The organism is Angustibacter sp. McL0619, assembly GCF_049994355.1.
Taxonomy (GTDB): Bacteria; Actinomycetota; Actinomycetes; order Actinomycetales; family Angustibacteraceae; genus Angustibacter.
Window position 1 is genome coordinate 2,904,860 of sequence record NZ_CP188257.1, and the last position, 18,233, is coordinate 2,923,092.

Genomic DNA, 18,233 nt, shown 5'->3' on the forward strand with positions numbered 1-18,233 from the left:
GGTCTCGAGCGGCGTACATCGAGCACACCGCTTTCGGCCGCTCGGGACGATCGGGCTGGGCGCACCGGTCTCGGCGCTGTCCGCCTGGCTCAGGCGGGGTGCCCCGTGCGGTCAGCCCCACCCCGGCGGTGGGGGTAACGCCCTCCTGCGCCGGTCCTCGAGCGAGCACACTGCTGGGATGAGGAGGCTCCCGGCTCTGCGCCGCCGCTCACGTCGCGACTGGCTCTCGACCGCGCTGGTGCTGGCCGGACTGGCCGGCTTCGTCCTGCTGACCTACCTGGTCGTGGTCGTCGTCGGCGCGCTGCTCGGCGGTAGCTCGTCGAAGCCGTCGTTGGGTCTGTCCGTGCTCGCGACGACAGTCGTCGCCCTCGGGTTCGACCCCGTGCTGACCCGGCTGGAGCGGTACGCCGCCCGCGTGGTGCAGCGCGGTCGCCCCTCGCCGTACGACGCGCTGCGCCGCTTCTCCGGCGCCGTGGCCAGGAACCGGCAGTCCGACGACCTGCCGCTGGAGATGGCCCGACTGCTCGTCGAGGGGACCGACGCGCAGTGGGCGCAGGTCTGGGTGGCCGTGTCCGGCACGACGCTGCAGGCGGCGATGTGGCCACCCGAGGCGCAGGCTCGTCTCGCGCTCTCGCCGGACCGGGCCTTAGCCACTCGCAGCCTTCCGGTGCGGCACGGCGATGAGGAGCTCGGCCGGCTGGTCCTGCTCGAGCGTGAAGGCAACCCGCTGACGCCGGTCGAGGAGCGGCTGTTCGCGGGCCTGGCCAGCCAAGCCGGACTGGTGCTGCGCGGGGCACAGCTGCGCGCCGCCCTGGCGCAGCGCCTCGACGAGCTCTCTACCAGGGAGACCGAGCTGCGCAGGTCCCGCGAACGGCTGGTGGACGCCCAGGACGCCGCCCGGCGAAGGCTGGAGCGCGACATCCACGACGGCGCGCAGCAGCACCTCGTCGCGCTGGCGGTCAACCTGCGTCTGGCCGCGAGCTTGGCGAGCTCTGCGCCCGAGCGCGCCGAGGCGCTGCTGGCCGCGCAGGTGCAAGCCGCGGACGACGCCACCGCGACCCTGGTCGCCCTGTCTCGCGGCATCTACCCGCCGATGCTCGCTGAGGCGGGGGTCGCCGCCGCAATTCGCGCAGTCGCTGGTGACGGGGTCGACGTGGTCGAGCGCGGTGCGGGCAGGTATCCGCTGGGCGTGGAGGCGGCGGCCTACTTCTGCTGCCTGGAGGCGATCCAGAACGCCGCCAAGCACGCCGGGGCCACGACCGTGCGCGTCGAGGTGGATCACGACGTCGCGGGGCTGACGCTCACCGTCGCCGACGACGGCTCGGGGTTCGACCCAGCCCTGGTCAGCAGCGGCTCCGGGCTGGTGAGCATGCGGGACCGGGTCGACTCGGCCGGGGGGGCGCTGGAGCTCACGTCCGTACCCGGGCGGGGCACCCGGCTCCGTGCGGTCATCCCGTCGCCCGATCTGGCGACCGCCGAAGCAGGTGGCTGAGATGCTCGCGCGCGCGGCCTGGGTGCTGTTCGCGCTCACCTTCCTGCTCGTGGCCGCGGACGTGGCGGTGGCCGCCCAGGCGGTCTCGCTCACGTCCGAGACCGCCGTCGCGGTGCACGGGTTCCCGTTCGTGCACGGAGCCAGCCTCGGGTCGGCGTTGATGGGCGCCCTGATCGTCTCGCGCTACCACCGACACCCGATCGGTTGGCTGTTGAGCGGGGTCGGCGTCCTCACCTCGATCTCGCTGCTCGCCGAGGGGTACGCCTACTGGGTGCTGGAGAGCGACGGCCCCGGCTCACGCACGCTCGGCGACGTCTCCGCCTGGCTGTCGCAGCTGTTCGGGGGCCAGATCGTCGTGGCTTTGCTCGCGTTGATGTTCCTGCTGGCACCGGACGGTCGGTTCGTCTCACGTCGCTGGCGACACGCCGCGCTCGTGCCGGTGATCGGTGCCACGCTGTGCCTGGTCGCGATCCTGTCCGTCGACCCGACCGAGTTCGACCTGATCAACGCCGACGCCCGCTTCGGGCCGGTGCGGGACACCGCCTTGAGCGCAGGGTTCACGATGATCAGCCTCGGCTTGGTCCTGGGGCTGCTCTCCATGGTCCGTCGGCTGCGCGGGAGCAGCGGCGAGGAGCGTCAGCAGCTACGGCTGATCGCCCTGTCCGCGGGACTGGCCGCGGTCGGCCTGGTCATCCTGTTCGTTGGACAGGCTGCCAACGGCGGACAGCAGACCTGGGCGTCGGCCCTCCCGCTGTTCGTCGCGTTCTTCCTGATGCCGATCCTGTTCGCCGTCGCAGTGCTGCGCTACCGGCTCTACGACCTGGACGTGATCATCAACCGGACCGTGGTCGTGGCCGCCGGCGCCGCCTTCGCCGCCGTCGGCTACACCACGCTCGTGGTGGTCGCCGGTCAGCTGGTGGAAGGTCGGACCAACGGGTTCTGGCTGTCGCTGCTCGTCACGGTGCTTGTCGCTCTGGCGTTCCAGCCGTTGCGCCGGGTCGTGGTCCGGGTGGCCAACCGGGCGGCCTACGGGGCCCGGGCGCAGCCCTACGAGGCGCTGGCCGACTTCAGCCGCCGGCTCGCCGCAGCGCCTGACCCCGACGACCTGCTCCCGGCGGTTGCGGAGGCGGCGGCCCGAGCGGTCTCCGGCCGCGGAGCGCGGGCCACCCTCGACGTCCCCGGCGGCGCCTCGGTGTCTGGGAGCTGGGGCTGGGCGGCCTCGGTCGAGGAGGGCTCGCCGGACCCCGTGGTGCCCGTCCGGATCGAGGGACGCGAGCTCGGACGAATCGTGGTGGCGCTCCCCCGCGGCCGCCAGCTGCGACCCGCCGACCTCCGGCTCCTCGAAGCACTGGCGGACCAGACAGCGGTCGCGTTCCGCAACACCTCGCTCGCCGGGGTCCTGGCAGTCCGGGTTGCTGAGCTCGCCCGTACCACCAGCCAGCTGGACGGCTCGCGACGGCGGCTGATCGCGGCCGACGACGCCGCCAGACGCGCGCTGGAAGCCGCCATCGCCCGGGAGGTGCTGCCTTTCCTGCGCTCACTGCCCGATGAGATCCGGCGGGCCGAAGTGGCTGTGTCAGCGGGAGCGGTCGCCGACCTCGACCGGCTGGTCGAGGGGACCAACCAGGCGCTCGAGGCCCTTCGCGAGCTGACCAGAGGCGTCACCCCGGCCCAGCTCGCCCGGTCAGGGCTGGAGCCGACACTGCGCTCGCTCCTCGCCCGTTCCGGGGCTGCCGAGCTCACCGTGCACGAGAGCGCCGGGCGTCGGTACGCACCTCGGGTCGAGGCCGCGGTCTACTTCTGCTGCGTGGAGGCGGTCGGTGCCGCGACGGGGCCGGTGTCGGTCGAACTCGTCTCTGCCGGTGACGACCTGGTCCTGCGGATCGAAGGCGCTCACGAGGGTGTCGACGTACAGGGAGTCACCGACCGGGTGGAGGCGGTCGGCGGGGAGCTCCGCGCCGACGACAGGCTGCTGGTCCTGACCATCCCCGTCGCGGGGGCGGCTGAGCCCGCCTCAGCCCTGGCCGGAGCTGCGAGTCGCGCCGTCCCAAGCGGCTGAGAGCGAGTCCGGGCCGAACTCCGCCTTCGGGATGTAGGAGATCGCGCCGCACCCGGCCGCGTCGACCTGGTCCTCGTCGTACGTCGAGAGCAGGATGACCTTGGGACCGGTCGGGTCGGCGACGAGCAGGCGGGTGGCCTGGACGCCGTCCACGCCCGGCAGGTTGACGTCCATGAGCACCAGGTCCGCGCCGAGCTCGGCCGCCGCGACGAGGGACTCCTCCCCGGTGGCCACGGAACCGGCGACCACGAACCCGTCGGTCGAGCCGACGACCGCGGCCATCGCGCGGCGGTAGAGCTCCTGGTCGTCGACGATCAGGACTCGCACGTCGGGCACGGCACACACCTCCTCGTGCGCCATCGTCTCCCGCCGCCGCCGCGTCGGGCCAGTGGTGCTAGCCGCACGCTTGGGGGCGGCTGGCGCTCACCCGGCTCCGGCAGCGGTCGCGTCCAGATACGCGAGCACCGCCATCACGCGCCGGTTGACGTCGGACTCGTTGGCCAGGCCCAGCTTCTGGAACACCGATCCGACGTGCTTCTCGACCGCGCGCTCGCTCATGAAGAGGGCCTTCGCGGTCGCGGCGTTGCTACGGCCGGTCGCCAGCGCCTGGAGTACCTCGAGCTCGCGGTCGGTGAGCCCGCTCAAGGCCGAGCTGGTGTCGTTGTTCTTTCGGGCGAGCAGCCCGGCGACCACCTTGGGGTCGAGCGCGGAGCCGCCTCGGGCGACGTCGTGCAGCGCCCTCACCAGCTCGTCGACCTGGGTCACCCGCTCCTTCAGCAGGTAGCCGAGCCCTTCGACGCCCTCGGAGAGCAGGTCGAAGGCGTAGTCCTCCTCCACGTACTGCGAGAGGACAACCACGCCCGTCTTCGGGAACTCGGCGCGAATCCGCTTCGCCGCGTCGATCCCCTCGGTGGTGAAGGTCGGCGGCATCCGGATGTCGGTGAGCACGGCGTCCGGCAGGTGCAGCGCCACGGCACGGTGCAACGCGTCCGGGTCCGCCACCGTCTCGACGAGATCGACCTCGGCCGTCTCGGAGAGCAGCCCCGCCACCCCTTCGCGCACCAGGAAGTTGTCGTCGGCGAAGACGACCCGGACCGTCATGGCCTCACTGTAGGGCCGAAGGGAGCCGCTGGAGCCGGGTCGACTACCGCTCAGAGCAGGTACGCCGGCACGTCCATGCACGGCGCCCGACCGGGCCGCGGTCAGGACGACGCGTCGTCCCGCCGGGACCAGACCTGCACCAGCCGCGGCGAACCGATCAGGGTCGACTCGTCGTCCGCCAGCGCGGCCAGGCGCGTGCAGGCGTCCTCGATCTCCTGCTCCGTGGCGATGCCCGCGCCCAGCATCGACTGCGCCGTCGCCTGCACGGTGAGCAACGGCATGGACTTGGCCTCGCCGGTGAGATTCGCTCCCTGCACGACCGACACCTGTGGGCGAGGGATGCCCGCTGCGGCGAAGTAGGCGGCCAGCTTGCGGCCGCTGCGCGGGTCCCCGCCGTAGCTGCGCAGCACGCTCTGGTAGCGCTCCACCCAGAAGTCGAAGCCGGCGTCCGGCGGGTGGCAGAACGAGCCCTCGAAGTCGGCGTCCTCCACGACGATCACGCCACCGCGACGAACCGCCTGCCACATGCTCCGCACGACGTCCGCCGGGCGCGACAGGTGCTGCAACAGGTTGCGGCAGTAAGCGATGTCGTACACGCCGCGGGAGGACAGGTCGTAGACGTCGAGGACCTCGAAGTCGACGTTCGTGCAGCCTGCGGCAAGGGCTCGCTCGCGGGCGACCTCCAGCTTCACCGCGTCCCGGTCGACCCCGGTCACCCTGCCGCCGGGACCGGCTCGCCGTGCGAGCTCGAGCGTGACGTCGCCGGCACCGCAGCCCAGGTCCAGGCATCTGGCCCCGCTCGGCACACCGCAGCGGTCGAGCAGGTCCGAGGTCGTCGCCGCCCAGATTCGGGCCAGCACCAGCAACCGGTCTGCGCCGGCCCGTCCACCGCGGATCACGTATCGGTCCATGCCAACCCCCAGACACCGTCCAGCATGACGTTCGAGGGTCGGTGCGGGCAACGGCGCACCGAACCTGGAACCGGCGAAGGTCAGACTGCGGAGCAACGACGATCAAGCATGACGCACTGGTCTGGGGGACGCTTGCTTCTGGGGGTCGGACTGGATGGAGGCACCATGAACGAGGGCCACGCGCGGCTGTGCAGCTCACCGGAATGGGCCGAGTTCATCACCAGCGACGTGCTGCCGACGGTGCTGTCCGGTCACGACCCCGGCCGTGAGGTCCTGGAGATCGGCCCAGGCTACGGAGCGTCCACCGGCGGTCTGGTCAAGCTGCCACTCACGCTGACCGCGGTCGAGAGTGACCCCGACCTCGCGAACGGGCTGCGCGAGCGGTTCCCGATGGTTCGCGTGCTGCACGGTCGCGGAGAGCAGCTGCCTTTCGAGGACCAGAAGTTCACTGCCGCAGTCTGTTTCACGATGCTGCACCACGTGCACACCGCAGCCGTCCAGGACGAGCTGTTCGCCGAGGCCGCCCGCACCCTGGTCCCCGGCGGCCTGTTCGCCGGCTCCGACAGCATCGCCAGCCCCGGCCTCGCCGAGTTCCACCGGGACGACGTCTACAACCCGGTCGACCCCAGGCACCTGGGCGTGCGACTGGCCTCGGCCGGTTTCCAGGACGTCGTCGTCACGGTGTCCCCGCAGCATGAGTGGTTCGCCTTCTCGGCCCGCAGGCAAGGCTGAGCCCTCGCAGCGGCGCGGTACGCCGCAATAGGGTCGAGAGCATGCCGCTCGAGGTGCGCACGCTGAGGCCGGACGACCAGGAGGCGGCGTTCACGCTGCGGCAGCAGACGTTCGGCAGCCGCTCCGAGCCGTTCGACCGCGTCCGGGACACCGACTGGTACACGCCATTGCACCGCCGACTCGTGGCCTTCGACGGCACCGACCTGGTCGCCCACGCAGCGGCCTGGGACTTCGGCCAGCACTTCGGCGGCGTCGCGCTACCGATGGCCGGGATCTCCGGCGTCGCCGTCCGGCCCGACGCCCGGGGTAGGGGCGCGGCGTCCCTGCTTGTCGGCCGGCTGCTCGCCGACGCGCACGAGCACGGTGACGTCCTGTCCAGCCTGTACCCGGCCAACTCGGCGTTGTACCGCCGGCACGGCTGGGAGTACGGCGGAACCCGCACCGTTCGCACAGTGCCGAGCGCGAGCCTGGCCACTCTGGCCCGCCCGGAGGAACGACTGGACGCGCGACCCGTCCGGGTCGGCGACCCCGACGACCTGGACTCCGTCACTGCCGTGCACGCCACCGCGATGGCGCGGGCGGACGGCACGCTGGTCCGTCCGCGCAGCTACACCGCCCGGGTGGCCTCCGGGCTGGACGGACACGAGTCCTATCTGTTCGAGCGGGCCGGCACCGTCGTCGGCTACGTCTGGACGACCCGCCAGAGCCGTCCGGGCGGTGGGCTGGACCTGCGGGTCAACGAGCTGCTCGGCACCGATCGTCAGGCTCTGCTCAACGCCTGGCGGCTGGTCGCGAGCTGGCACCCGTTCATCGACGACGTCCAAGCCGTCGGCTCCCCCGCGGACCCCCTGGGCTGGCTGCTGGACAGCGGTCCGCCGGAGCTGGCCACCCAGGTGGAGCAGTGGATGCTGCGGCTGGTCGACGTCCCCGCCGCCCTCACTCGCCGCGGGTACCCGAACGCGCCGTCCGGTCGCATCGCCCTGCACGTGCACGACACCTCGGCGGCGTGGAACGACGGCGACTGGGTCGTCACCTTCGACGAGGGTCGGGCGAGCGTCGCTCGCGGCGGTGACGGGACGACGCGCCTGGACGTGGGCACTCTCGCGGCGTTGTTCTCGGGCTGGCTGCCCGCGCAGGACGCCGTCCGGCTGGACCTCGTTCGAGGGGCCGACGAGACCACGGTCCGGTTGCTGCGGGCAGCGTTCGGCGGCCCGACGCCCTGGATGCTGAGCTTCTTCTGAACCTTAGGAGTAGGCCCTGGCGCTGGCCTCGGCGAGCTCACGTCGCGGCCAGGTTCGCCAGACCGGAACCAGCGCGAGCAGGGTGAGCGCGGCGGACACCGTGACGGCGAGAGACGGCGATGTCAGGTCCGCCAAGGCCCCCACCGCGAGCCAGCAGCCGGCCGCGATCAGCGCGAAGCCGGAGCCGGCCAACGCGCTGAGCCGGCCGCGCATCTGGTCCGGGCTGAGCAGAGTGAACGTCGACATCAGCGGGACCATGAATCCCTGGAAGACCCCCGCCAGCACGAACAGCACGACTGCGACGACCCAGGCCGGGTTGAACACGAGCCCCAGCAACGGCAGCGGCAGCAGCAGCGCCATCGGAAGGATCCGGCCCACCTGGACGGACGGCGACCAGCGGCTGACCACCAGCACCGAGATGACGGCACCGAACGGGCTGGCTGCGAGCAGCACACCACCGGCCGCGGTCGAGGCACCGTGCACCTGCGCGTAGGGCAGGGCCACTGCCTCGGGCGCGATGAATGCCAGCAGCGTCACCCAGGCCACGATCATCAGGGAGCGCGTCGCAACGTCCTTGCGCAGGAACGCCACGCCCTTGCTGACCTCGGCCATCCAGCCGCGCAGACCGACCCCGGTGCGTGCGTGGGCCGCGGGCCGGCTGGCCACGAACGCGACGATCAGCAGCGCTGACACCCCGAACGTCAAGGCGTCGATCCACAGCGCCTGCTGGGTGCCGAACGCGGCGACCACGATGCCGCCGATCGCGACGCCGGCGACCTGGTTGACCTGGAACGACATCTGCAGCAGCGAGTTGGCGCGCAGGAACAGCGGCCGGTCGGTGAAGATCTCCGCGAGCAGGGCACGACTGGACGCGAAGAACGGCGCCCCGGCCAGCTCGACCAGGAACAGCAGGCCGAGCAGCACCCAGACCGGGGCGCCACGACCGACGACGGCGACCAGCAGCACAAGGCCTGCGAACCGCAGGACGTCGCAGTAGATCATGACCATGCGCCGGGGCAGCCAGTCCGACAGCGGGCCGAGCAGCGCCTGACCGAACACCTGCGGCAGGAAGCTCACGGCGAAGGCCGTGGCGGCGAACAGGGCCGACCGGGACTGGTGCAGCACCAACGCGGCGATCGACACCCGGGCGAGCTGGTCACCCCAGTCGGACAGCACCCGCGCGACGTAGAGGGCGGCGAACTCCGGACGGCGAAGGGCGCGTCGGTAGCTGACCCCGCCGTCACCCTCAGTCCCCCGCTGGTTCACCGGCCGTAGGCTACTCGATGATCGCGCCCGATTCGCACCTTGCGTCTCATTCATAGAAGAGCCGCTCGACCACCGAGCGAGCGCGGCGGGCGGATCGCCGGTAGTCGTCCACGAGGGCCGCTCCGGACCCGGCCGGGTACCCCACGATGCGCGCCACGCCGGCCAGGTCGCGCAGGTCGCTGGGCAGCGCGTCGACCGGTCGTCCGCGCCACAGCACGGCCGCGTTGCGCAGCCGTGACGCGAGCGTCCAGCTCTGCGCCAGCACCTCGGCGTCCTCGACGTCGACGAGCCCGTTCTCGTGAGCCACCCGGAGCGCCGTCATGGTGCCGGTGTGCCGCAGCCCGGTGATCACGTGCGCGTGCCGCAGCTGGAGCAGCTGGACCGTCCACTCGACGTCCGCCATGCCGCCGCGACCCAGCTTGAGGTGCGTGCCGGGGTCCCCGCCGCGCGGCAGCCGCTCGGACTCGACCCTGGCCTTGACCCTGCGGATCTCCCGGACGTCGACCTCGCTCAAACCGCCCTGCGGCCAGCGCACCGGGTCGATCAGCGCGCGGAACCGGTCCGCCAGCTCGCCGTCGCCCGCCAAAGGGGTGGCGCGCAGCAGGGCCTGGGACTCCCAGACCAGGGACCAGCGCTCGTAGTACCCCGCGTACGACGCCAGCGAGCGCACGAGTGCGCCCTGTTTGCCCTCTGGGCGCAGGTCGGCGTCGAGCTCCAGCGCCGGGTCCGGCCCCGGGCCGCCGATCAGCCGGCGCAGCTCGCCAACGACGGCCAGCGCGGCCTCCTGCGCCACGGCCTCGTCGACGCCGTCGAGCGGGTCGTGCACGAACATCACGTCCGCATCGCTGCCATAGCCCAGCTCGCGCCCACCGAAGCGGCCCATCCCCACGACCAACAGCCGGGTCGGCAACGGCGCGCCGAGCTGTTCCTCAACGACCCGGCTGGCCACGGTCAGCACGCCCTCGAGCAGGGCGGCGGCGACGCTGGTCAGCGACCGTTCCACGTCGTCCAGGTCGAGCCGGCCGAGCAGGTCGGCAGTGGCGATCCGGATGAGCTCGCGACGGCGCACCGCGCGAGCGCCGGCGACGGCCTTGACGGGGTCGTCGTGCCGGCCGACCACGGCGACGATCTCGGTGCGCAGGGCCTCAGCGGTACGTGGGTCCAGCCCGCTGTCGTGCCCCAGCACCTGCACGGTGTCCGGTGCACGCTCGAGCAGGTCGGCGACGAACCGGCCACGGGCCAGCACGTGCGCCAGCCGCTCAGCGGCGGAACCCTCGTCGCGCAGCATCTTCAGGTACCAATGAGTGGCGCCCAGCTCGTCGCTGACCCGGCGGAAGGCCAGCAGCCCGGCGTCCGGGTCGGCCTCGTCGGCGAACCAGCCCAGCATCACCGGTAGCAGCTGGCGCTGGATCGCCGAGCGGCGACTGACCCCGTCGGTGAGTGCGGCGAGGTTACGCAGGGCGCTGGACGGATCGCGGTAACCCAGCGCCTGCAGCCGCGAGCGGGCCGCGTCGGGGGTCATCCGGACCTCGTCCGGGGAGAGCCGCGACGCGGCCACCAGGAGCGGCCGGTAGAAGAGCCGCTCGTGCAGCCGCCGCACCTCGCGGGCCTGCACCTGCCACTGCGCCACGACCGAGCGCGCCGGATCGGCGCGGTGGCCGAGCTGGCGACCGAGCCGGCGCAGGTCGGCGTCCGCGGTCGGCATCAGGTGCGTGCGACGCAGCCGGTACAGCTGGACGCGATGCTCCAGCGTGCGCAGCAGCCGGTACGCGGCAGCCATGGCCTGCGCGTCGTCGCGCCCGACATACCCGCCGTCGGCCAGCGCCTGCAGCCCCGCCAGCGTGCTGGGACTGCGGACCTCCTCGTCGACCCGCCCGTGCACCAGCTGGAGCAGCTGCACGCTGAACTCGACGTCCCGCAGCCCGCCGCGCCCCAGCTTGAGCTGTCGCTCGACCTCGTCCGGGGGCACGTTCTCCTCGACCCGGCGACGCATGGCCTGGACGTCCTCGACGAAGTTCGAGCGCTCGGCGGCGGTCCAGACCAGCGGTGCGATGCCCTCGGCGTACGCCGCGCCGAGTGCCGTGTCCCCGGCCACGGGGCGGGCCTTGAGCAACGCCTGGAACTCCCAGGTCTTCGCCCACCGCTCGTAGTAGGCCAGGTGGCTGGCCAGGGTGCGGACCAACGGCCCGTCCCGCCCCTCGGGTCGCAGGTTCGCGTCGACCGGCCACAGTGTCCCCTCCGGGGTGGCGGCAGAGCAGGCCCGCATCACGCCGGCGGCCAGCTGGTGCGCGGTCGCCAGCGCGTCGCGCTCGACCTGGCCGCGGGCCGGCTCCTCCAGGTCGCCCAGCCTCGCGTCGTCCTGCTCGGCTTCCTGCTCGGCCACCGGCTCGGCCGGCTCGGCCGGCTCGGCCACGAAGATGACGTCGACGTCGCTGACGTAGTTCAGCTCGCGCCCACCGCACTTGCCCATGCCGATGATCGCGATCCGGCACCGCGCGGCACCAGGGTCGAGCTCGGCCCGCGCGATCGCCAGTGCAGCCTCCAGAGCGGCGGCCGCCAGGTCGGCCAGCTCACGGCCGACCTCGGGCATGTGCGCGCTCGGGTTGCCGGACGCGAGATCACGACCGGCGACCGCGAGCAGGCTGCGGCGGTAAGCGACCCGCAGCCGGTCGTACGCCGGTCGCCCGCCCTCGACCGCGACCGGGACCGCGGCGCTCGGGTCGGCGCCGACCGCACTGAGCAGAGCGGTGCGCAGCTCGTCGGGCTGGGCGGCCCGGTCGCTGGTCAGAGCCGGCCAGTGCGCAGGGTGCCGCGCCAGATGGTCCCCCAGCGCGACCGACGAACCGAGGACGGCGACCAGCCGGTCCCGCACGGGACCGCCGACGCGCACCGACTGCAACAGGTGACCGACGTCGGCCTCTGCCACCTCGGGGTCGTCTGGATCCCTTGAGCCCAGCGCGCGCAGGGCCTCCATCAGCCGAAGCAGACCGAGCAGCGCCAGGTCCGGGTCCGGCGCGCCCGCCAGGTCGACGAGCAGCCCGTCCTCGAACACGTCGTCCAGCGGGTCGAACAGCCCGGCCAGCGCGGGGTCGGACATCAGCCGCGCGGCTCGGGCCGGGTCCGCGAACCCCAGCCTGGCGAGCCGGCCGCCGATGCTGCTGGGTCGGTTGCTCACGGCGGCCACGGTAGCCGTGGCGACGACCGGCCCGCTGGAGGCGGACTCACCATCGCCACACCAGTTCGCCGTCCGTGAAGCTCGGCGGGGCGCGCGCGTCGCTCAGAGCAGCGGAAGGTAGCGCGCGAGCTCGAACTGCGAGATCTGTGAGCGGTACTCCTGCCACTCGGCGCGCTTGTTGCGCAGGAAGAAGTCGAAGACGTGCTCGCCGAGGGTCTCAGCCACCAGCTCGCTCTCCTCCATCGCGTGGATGGCCTCGGACAGGCTGGTGGGCAGCTGACGGATGCCCAGTGCCTTGCGCTCGGACTCGGACAGCGACCAGACGTCGTCCTCTGCCTCCTCAGGCAGCTCATAACCCTCTTCGATGCCCTTGAGTCCGGCCGTGAGCATCACCGCGAAGGCCAGGTAGGGGTTGCACGCGGAGTCGATGGAACGCACCTCGACGCGGGTGGACTGACCCTTGGCCGGCTTGTACATGGGGATCCGGACCAGGGCAGAGCGGTTGTTGTGACCCCAGCACACGTAGCTCGGCGCCTCGCCCCCGCCGGTCAGGCGCTTGTAGGAGTTGACCCACTGGTTGGTGACCGCGGTGATCTCGGCGGCGTGCCGCAGCAGCCCGGCGATGAACTGTCGGCCGATCTTGCTGAGCTGGTACGGCGCACCGGCCTCGTGAAACGCGTTGCCGTCGCCGGCGAACAGGCTCAGGTGCGTGTGCATGCCTGATCCGGGGTGCTCGGCGAACGGCTTCGGCATGAAGCTCGCGAACACTCCCTGCTCGAGGGCGACCTCCTTGATCACCGCACGGAAGGTCATGATGTTGTCCGCCGTGGTGAGCGCGTCCGCGTAGCGCAGGTCGATCTCGTTCTGGCCCGGCGCGCCCTCGTGGTGGCTGAACTCCACGGAGATGCCCATGGACTCGAGCAGGCTGATCGCCTGACGGCGGAAGTCGTGCGCCGTGCCGTGCGGGACGTGGTCGAAGTAGCCGGCCTGGTCGACCGGCACCGGAGGCTGGCCGGGCGGCGTCCCCTGCTCGAAGAGGAAGAACTCGATCTCGGGGTGGGTGTAGAAGGTGTAGCCGAGATCGGAGGCCTTGCTGAGGGCACGCTTGAGCACGTTGCGTGGATCGGCGGACGCGGGCGTCGCGTCCGGCAGTTGGATGTCGCAGAACATCCTGGCGGTGCCCGGGTTCTCGCCGCGCCACGGCAGCACCTGGAAGGTGCTGGGGTCGGGCTTGACCAGCATGTCGGCCTCGTAGACGCGGGCGAAGCCCTCGATGGCGCTGCCGTCGAAGCCGATTCCCTCGGCGAATGCCCCCTCAAGCTCGGCCGGAGCTACCGCCACCGACTTCAGCGTGCCGAGCACATCGGTGAACCACAGCCGCACGAAGCGAATGTCTCGCTCCTCGATGGTGCGGAGCACGAACTCCTGCTGTCTGTCCATGCGCGTCATCCTAGGTGCCGCACCCATCCGCCAACGCGCCCTGCCACGCGGACCGCTCTCGCCCGGTGTGCGGCCCTCGATGCCGGCCGCACCGTTGTGCGGGCCCCACCATTGCCCGCACCGATCGCCGCACGGGGCACCCGTCGTCGTCCACAGATCGCGGGCACGGGCACATTGAGGTGCTGCGCTTCTGGAAGTGTCCCGGCATGGACCTGGGTGACGACCTTCGCGAACTCCTTGCGCGACAGCACGGCCTGGCGACCCGCCGGCAGTTGTACGACGCGGGCATCACGCAGGAAGCGATGCGCTGGCGTCTGGGGCGCAGTTGGCGCGCGGTCTTGCGCAGGGTCGTGTCGACCAGCCCCGATCCGCTGACGAACGACCAGCGGCTGGTGGCGGCAGCGCTGGAGGCCGGCCCTGCCGGACTGGTGACGGCCGAGCACGCCTGTCTGGCGCACGGCCTTCGGTCGGCGGTCGGCAGTCGGCCGATCCGCGTACTGGTACCGCCGAGCATGCAGACGCGACGGGTCGGCTTCGTCGACATCCGACGCACTCGACGGCTGGGGCAGGCGGTATCGGTGGGGCACGTCCTGCGCCTGTCGACGGTTCCGCGGGCGGTGATGGACGCGGCCCGCAACGCGAAGCGCCCCGATGAAGCCAGATCGCTGGTCATCGAGGCGGTGCAGGCCCGCCGGGCGACCCTTGACGACCTTCAGCATGAGCTGGAGGCCGGCCCTGTCAACGGCAGCGCAATGGCGCGCACAGCTCTGGACGAAGCGCGTGGTGGTTCCTGGTCCGTGCCGGAGGCGGACGTGCTCCATCTCTGTGAGACCAGCAGACTTCTACCCCCCGCCTTGCCCAATCCCCTGTTGTTTGTCGACGGACGCCGCCTGCTCTCCCCCGACCTGTGGTTCGACGACGTCGCCATGGCGGTGATGGTGCACTCCCGCGCCCACCACGAACGAAGCATGGACTGGGAGGGAACGGTGGAGGGCGACGGCGAGCTCGCCGCCGCGGGGATCGTGGTCATCGGCTTCACCCCCCGGTCCATCGGCACGCGACCCGGCCAGGTCCTCACGCGCATCGAGGAGACCTACCGGTTCGCGCTCAAGCGGCCTCGCCCGAACGTCCGAGTGGAGCTTCGTGACTAGGGCTCTCGATGCCGCGGATGGATGGATGCGGGGGAGAACGTGGTGATCACCCCGGCATCGGCCGCACCCATCGCCGCACCCATCGCCGCGCCCAGGCCGCACCCAAGGGCAGGCTACGGTCGCGCCATGGCGGAGTCCTTCTTCACCCACGCCGGCGGCGACCGGTTCGCCTCCACCGAGGCAACGGTCGGGCCCTGGTCCGACCAGCTCATGCACGGTGGCCCGCCGGCCGCCCTGCTGGTGTACCGCAGCGAGCAGTGCGCGCAGGCCGCTGCTGGGGGCACGATCTGGCGCGCCGCCCGCACGGTCGTGGACTTTCTCGGCCCGGTGCCGGTCGGGGACGTCGAGGTCAACACCGCCGTGGCCAGACAGGGGCGCAGCGCGATCCTGGTGGACGCCGAGCTGCGCACCGCCGGCCGCTCGACGATGCGCGCTCGCACCTGGCTGGTGCGACTCGACCCCACGGCCGCGCGCACCCCCTCGACGCCGCGAACACCCCCGATCGTGACGCCTGAGCAGGCGCAACCGTTCGAGGCGTGGACCTTCGGCTACGCCCGCCACCTGCAGTGGCGTTCGGTGGAGGGCGACCCGGACGCACCCGGGCCGAGCTCGGCCTGGGCGCGCACTCGGGTGCCGTTGGTTGACGCGCAGCCGATGTCCGGCTTGCAGCACGCGTGCCTCTTCGCCGACTCCGCCAACGGGATCGGCGCCGAGGTGTCCTGGGACGACTGGGCCTTCCTGAACATCGACCTCACCGTGCACCTGTTGCGAGAGCCGGTCGACAGCTGGCTGCTGCTGGCGGCGCGCAGCGAGCTCGACCCTGACGCCGCCGGGCTGTCCGCGTCCACGCTGCACGACCGCGAGGGTCTGGTCGGGCATGGCGCCCAGACCCTCGTCGTCCGGCACCGCTGAGGCGCATAGGCTCAGGACATGCCGCAGCTGCGACTGGCCCTCGCCCAGGTGGACGCCGTCCTGGGCGACCTGCCCGGCAACGCTCGTACGGTGCGCGACTGGACGGCGCGTGCCGCCGCCGACGGCGCCCAGCTGGTCGCGTTCCCGGAGATGGTGCTCACCGGCTACCCGGTGGAGGACCTCGCGCTGCGCCGCTCCTTCGTGGACGCCTCCGTCGCCGCACTGCAGCAGCTGGCCACCGACCTCGACGCCGACGGCTACGGCGAGCTGCCGGTGGTTGTCGGCTACCTCGACCGGGCCCGCGGCCGCGACGCCGACACCGACGGGGACGGCGTGTCCGAGGACGGCCGCACCGGCGTGCCGAAAGGCATGCCGCAGAACTGCGCCGCCGTACTGCACCAGGGTCGCGTCGCGGCCCGGTACGCCAAGCACCACCTGCCGAACTACGGCGTCTTCGACGAGTTCCGGATCTTCGTCCCGGGGCACGACCTCACCGTTGTCAGGGTCGACGGGGTGGACGTGGCGCTGGCCATCTGCGAGGACCTCTGGCAGGACGGCGGCCCGGTCGCCAAGGCCCGCGAGGCCGGCGCAGGTCTGCTGCTGGTGCTGAACGGTTCGCCGTACGAGCGCGACAAGGACGACACCCGGCTCGCGCTCGCCGCCCACCGCGCCCGCGAGGCCGGCTGTCCGCTCGCCTACCTGAACCTGGTCGGCGGCCAGGACGAGCTCGTGTTCGACGGCGACTCGGTGGTGGTCGGGCCGGACGGCGCCGTGCTGGCCCGTGCGCCGCAGTTCACCGAGCATCTGCTGGTCGCGGACCTCGATTTGCCCCAGGCCACGCGGCCGCGGCCGGATGTCGCCGACGTCGTCCACGTCGTCCTGTGCGACGAGCCCGCCCTGGCCCGCGAGCCACGGCCGGCCGAGTGCGCGCCCCGCCTGGACCCGGTGGGCGAGGTGTGGAACGCGCTGGTCACCGGGCTGTCCGGCTACGCGCGCAAGAACGGCTTCACCTCGGTGGTCTTCGGGTTGTCCGGCGGCATCGACTCGGCGGTCGTGGCGGCACTGGCGGCAGATGCCCTTGGCGGCCGCAACGTCGTCGCTGTCTCGATGCCCAGCGAGCACTCCAGCCAGCACAGCCGGGACGACGCGGCCGACCTGGCGAGTCGGGTCGGCGCCGACTACCGGATCCAGCCGATCTCGGGCATCGTCGAGGGCTTCGAGCGCGAGCTCACCCTGACCGGCCTGGCCGCCGAGAACCTGCAGGCCCGCGCCCGCGGTGTGCTGATCATGGCGCTGTCCAACAGCGAGGGACACCTCGTGCTGGCGACCAGCAACAAGAGCGAGCTGGCGGTCGGGTACTCGACCCTCTACGGCGACAGCGTGGGCGGGTTCGCCCCGCTCAAGGACGTCCCGAAGACGCTGGTCTGGCAGCTGGCCCGCTGGCGCAACGCGGAAGCCGAACGCCTCGGCCAGGTGCCCCCGATCCCCGAGGCGTCCATCACCAAGACGCCCTCCGCCGAGTTGCGTCCCGGCCAGACCGACCAGGACTCGCTCCCACCGTACGAGCTGTTGGACGAGGTGCTGGAGCACTACGTGGTCGGCGCCCAGGGCCGCTCCGAGCTGCTGGACGCCGGCTTCCCGGCGGACGTTGTCGACCACGTGGTCACGCTCGTCGACCGCGCTGAGTGGAAGCGCCGGCAGTTCGCGCCAGGCCCGAAGATCTCCTCAGTCGCCTTCGGGCGGGACCGGCGGCTGCCGGTCACCAGCCGCTGGCGGGAGAGCGATGCGCCGACCGTGCCCGCGGACGCAGCGCGACAAGGTAGGCACCTGACTGCCGACCCGGCGTCAGCTGTTCCCACGAAGGAGTACTCGTGAGCGACACCACGCCGGACGAGCAGCCCGCTCCCTACGGCTCCGGCCCCGCCACCTCCGGCCGGCCCGTCAAGCGGGTGCGGGTGCACCACCTGACCCAGATGAAGCAGCGTGGCGAGCGCTTCACCATGCTCACTGCCTACGACCAGTACGCCGCCGAGATCTTCGACGAGGCCGGCATCGACGTCCTGCTCATCGGCGACTCGGCCGCGAACAACGTGCTGGGCTACGAGACCACCGTGCCGATCACCATGGACGAGATGCTGCCGATGGTCCGCGCGGTGGCGCGGTCGGCGCGGCGAGCGCTGGTCGTCGCGGACCTGCCGTTCGGTTCGTACCAGGCCTCGCCCGAGCAGGCGCTGCAGGCAGCCACCCGGATGATGAAGGAGGGCCTCGCGCACGCCGTGAAGTTCGAGGGCGGACGCCGGGTGGCGGCGCACGTCGATGCCGTGGTCAGCGCCGGTATCCCGGTGATGGGGCACCTCGGGTTCACCCCGCAGAGCGAGCACGTTCTCGGCGGGTACCGGGTGCAGGGCCGAGGTGACGACGGCGACCACCTCGTCAAGGACGCCTGCGCCCTGCAGGACGCGGGGGCGTTCGCGGTCGTGCTCGAGATGGTGCCGGCACCCCTGGCCGCGCAGATCACCGAGGTGCTGCGCATCCCCACGATCGGGATCGGGGCGGGGCCGGACTGCGACGCCCAGGTGCTGGTCTGGCAGGACATGGCGGGCCTTCGTGCCGGCAAGTTCGGCCGGTTCGTCAAGCAGTACGCCGACCTGCGCGGCGAGCTGCTGCGTGCCGCCCAGACCTATGCCGGTGAGGTGCGCAGTGGCGCCTTCCCGAACGCCGAGCAGTCCTTCGAGTCCTGATCAGCGCTGCAC

14 protein-coding genes are annotated in these 18,233 nt (G+C 72.0%); 8 read left to right on the forward strand and 6 right to left on the reverse strand.

Going from position 1 to position 18,233, the window contains the following annotated elements:
* Positions 1-178 precede the first annotated feature (178 nt).
* Both ACPPVT_RS13425 and ACPPVT_RS13430 read left to right on the forward strand, forming a co-directional pair.
* Positions 179-1,492, forward strand: coding sequence for a sensor histidine kinase (locus tag ACPPVT_RS13425; protein ID WP_426561038.1), 1,314 nt, complete (start codon positions 179-181; stop codon positions 1,490-1,492).
* A gap of 1 nt (position 1,493) precedes the next feature.
* Entirely contained in the window at positions 1,494-3,551 is a 2,058-nt protein-coding gene (locus ACPPVT_RS13430) for a hypothetical protein (RefSeq protein WP_426561039.1), read from the forward strand.
* Here ACPPVT_RS13430 and ACPPVT_RS13435 read toward each other — a convergent pair.
* From ACPPVT_RS13435 to ACPPVT_RS13445, 3 genes are all read right to left on the reverse strand, one after another.
* A complete protein-coding gene (locus ACPPVT_RS13435; protein ID WP_426561041.1) occupies positions 3,507-3,887 on the reverse strand; it encodes a response regulator in 381 nt (126 codons plus the stop codon). The two genes, ACPPVT_RS13430 and ACPPVT_RS13435, sit on opposite strands and share 45 nt — an antisense overlap.
* An 87-nt stretch (positions 3,888-3,974) precedes the next feature.
* Positions 3,975-4,652 carry a LuxR C-terminal-related transcriptional regulator gene (locus ACPPVT_RS13440; RefSeq protein ID WP_426561043.1) on the reverse strand — a complete coding sequence of 226 codons (678 nt, stop codon included), beginning with the start codon at positions 4,650-4,652 and terminating at the stop codon, positions 3,975-3,977.
* A 101-nt stretch (positions 4,653-4,753) separates the two neighbouring features.
* Positions 4,754-5,563, reverse strand: coding sequence for a methyltransferase domain-containing protein (locus ACPPVT_RS13445; protein WP_426561045.1), 810 nt, complete (start codon positions 5,561-5,563; stop codon positions 4,754-4,756).
* 165 nt (positions 5,564-5,728) lie between these two features.
* Between ACPPVT_RS13445 and ACPPVT_RS13450 the strand changes: the two genes are divergently transcribed.
* Together ACPPVT_RS13450 and ACPPVT_RS13455 are read left to right on the forward strand one after the other, a co-directional pair.
* Complete coding sequence (locus ACPPVT_RS13450) at positions 5,729-6,295, forward strand: class I SAM-dependent methyltransferase (RefSeq protein ID WP_426561047.1); 567 nt, start codon at positions 5,729-5,731, stop codon at positions 6,293-6,295.
* 41 nt (positions 6,296-6,336) lie between these two features.
* A complete protein-coding gene (locus tag ACPPVT_RS13455; RefSeq protein ID WP_426561049.1) occupies positions 6,337-7,536 on the forward strand; it encodes a GNAT family N-acetyltransferase in 1,200 nt (399 codons plus the stop codon).
* 3 nt (positions 7,537-7,539) lie between these two features.
* On the opposite strand, the gene ACPPVT_RS13460 is transcribed toward ACPPVT_RS13455, so the two are convergent.
* The 3 genes from ACPPVT_RS13460 to ACPPVT_RS13470 form a co-directional block, all read right to left on the reverse strand.
* Positions 7,540-8,802: an MFS transporter gene (locus tag ACPPVT_RS13460; protein WP_426561051.1), complete on the reverse strand. Its 1,263-nt coding sequence runs from the start codon at positions 8,800-8,802 to the stop codon at positions 7,540-7,542.
* 46 nt (positions 8,803-8,848) lie between these two features.
* Positions 8,849-11,899: a bifunctional [glutamine synthetase] adenylyltransferase/[glutamine synthetase]-adenylyl-L-tyrosine phosphorylase gene (locus tag ACPPVT_RS13465; RefSeq protein ID WP_426567155.1), complete on the reverse strand. Its 3,051-nt coding sequence runs from the start codon at positions 11,897-11,899 to the stop codon at positions 8,849-8,851.
* Between the two features lie 180 nt (positions 11,900-12,079).
* Positions 12,080-13,417 (reverse strand): glutamine synthetase family protein, encoded by a 1,338-nt coding sequence (locus tag ACPPVT_RS13470; RefSeq protein ID WP_426561053.1) that lies wholly within the window; start codon positions 13,415-13,417, stop codon positions 12,080-12,082.
* A 206-nt stretch (positions 13,418-13,623) separates the two neighbouring features.
* Between ACPPVT_RS13470 and ACPPVT_RS13475 the strand changes: the two genes are divergently transcribed.
* The 4 genes from ACPPVT_RS13475 to panB all read left to right on the forward strand — a co-directional run bounded on the left by ACPPVT_RS13475 (position 13,624) and on the right by panB (position 18,221).
* The gene (locus ACPPVT_RS13475; RefSeq protein ID WP_426561055.1) at positions 13,624-14,568 is read left to right on the forward strand and encodes a hypothetical protein; all 945 of its coding nucleotides are present in this window, start codon (positions 13,624-13,626) and stop codon (positions 14,566-14,568) included.
* A gap of 126 nt (positions 14,569-14,694) precedes the next feature.
* On the forward strand, positions 14,695-15,480 hold the full coding sequence (locus ACPPVT_RS13480; RefSeq protein WP_426561056.1) for a thioesterase family protein: 786 nt from the start codon (positions 14,695-14,697) through the stop codon (positions 15,478-15,480).
* An 18-nt stretch (positions 15,481-15,498) separates the two neighbouring features.
* A complete protein-coding gene (locus tag ACPPVT_RS13485) occupies positions 15,499-17,355 on the forward strand; it encodes an NAD+ synthase (RefSeq protein ID WP_426561057.1) in 1,857 nt (618 codons plus the stop codon).
* A complete protein-coding gene (gene panB / locus ACPPVT_RS13490) occupies positions 17,352-18,221 on the forward strand; it encodes a 3-methyl-2-oxobutanoate hydroxymethyltransferase (RefSeq protein WP_426561059.1) in 870 nt (289 codons plus the stop codon). The genes ACPPVT_RS13485 and panB overlap by 4 nt, the downstream gene beginning before the upstream one ends.
* The last annotated feature ends 12 nt before the right edge of the window (positions 18,222-18,233 follow it).

What these genes read in the sequence shown, in the direction of transcription:
- ACPPVT_RS13425 (WP_426561038.1), top strand. Translation starts at nt 179, where the DNA reads ATGAGGAGGCTCCCGGCTCTGCGCCGCCGCTCACGTCGCGACTGGCTC.
- ACPPVT_RS13430 (WP_426561039.1), top strand. Translation starts at nt 1,494, where the DNA reads ATGCTCGCGCGCGCGGCCTGGGTGCTGTTCGCGCTCACCTTCCTGCTC.
- ACPPVT_RS13440 (WP_426561043.1), bottom strand. Translation starts at nt 4,652, where the DNA reads ATGACGGTCCGGGTCGTCTTCGCCGACGACAACTTCCTGGTGCGCGAA.
- ACPPVT_RS13445 (WP_426561045.1), bottom strand. Translation starts at nt 5,563, where the DNA reads ATGGACCGATACGTGATCCGCGGTGGACGGGCCGGCGCAGACCGGTTG.
- ACPPVT_RS13450 (WP_426561047.1), top strand. Translation starts at nt 5,729, where the DNA reads ATGAACGAGGGCCACGCGCGGCTGTGCAGCTCACCGGAATGGGCCGAG.
- ACPPVT_RS13455 (WP_426561049.1), top strand. Translation starts at nt 6,337, where the DNA reads ATGCCGCTCGAGGTGCGCACGCTGAGGCCGGACGACCAGGAGGCGGCG.
- ACPPVT_RS13465 (WP_426567155.1), bottom strand. Translation starts at nt 11,899, where the DNA reads ATGTCCGACCCCGCGCTGGCCGGGCTGTTCGACCCGCTGGACGACGTG.
- ACPPVT_RS13470 (WP_426561053.1), bottom strand. Translation starts at nt 13,417, where the DNA reads ATGGACAGACAGCAGGAGTTCGTGCTCCGCACCATCGAGGAGCGAGAC.
- ACPPVT_RS13475 (WP_426561055.1), top strand. Translation starts at nt 13,624, where the DNA reads ATGGACCTGGGTGACGACCTTCGCGAACTCCTTGCGCGACAGCACGGC.
- ACPPVT_RS13480 (WP_426561056.1), top strand. Translation starts at nt 14,695, where the DNA reads ATGGCGGAGTCCTTCTTCACCCACGCCGGCGGCGACCGGTTCGCCTCC.
- ACPPVT_RS13485 (WP_426561057.1), top strand. Translation starts at nt 15,499, where the DNA reads ATGCCGCAGCTGCGACTGGCCCTCGCCCAGGTGGACGCCGTCCTGGGC.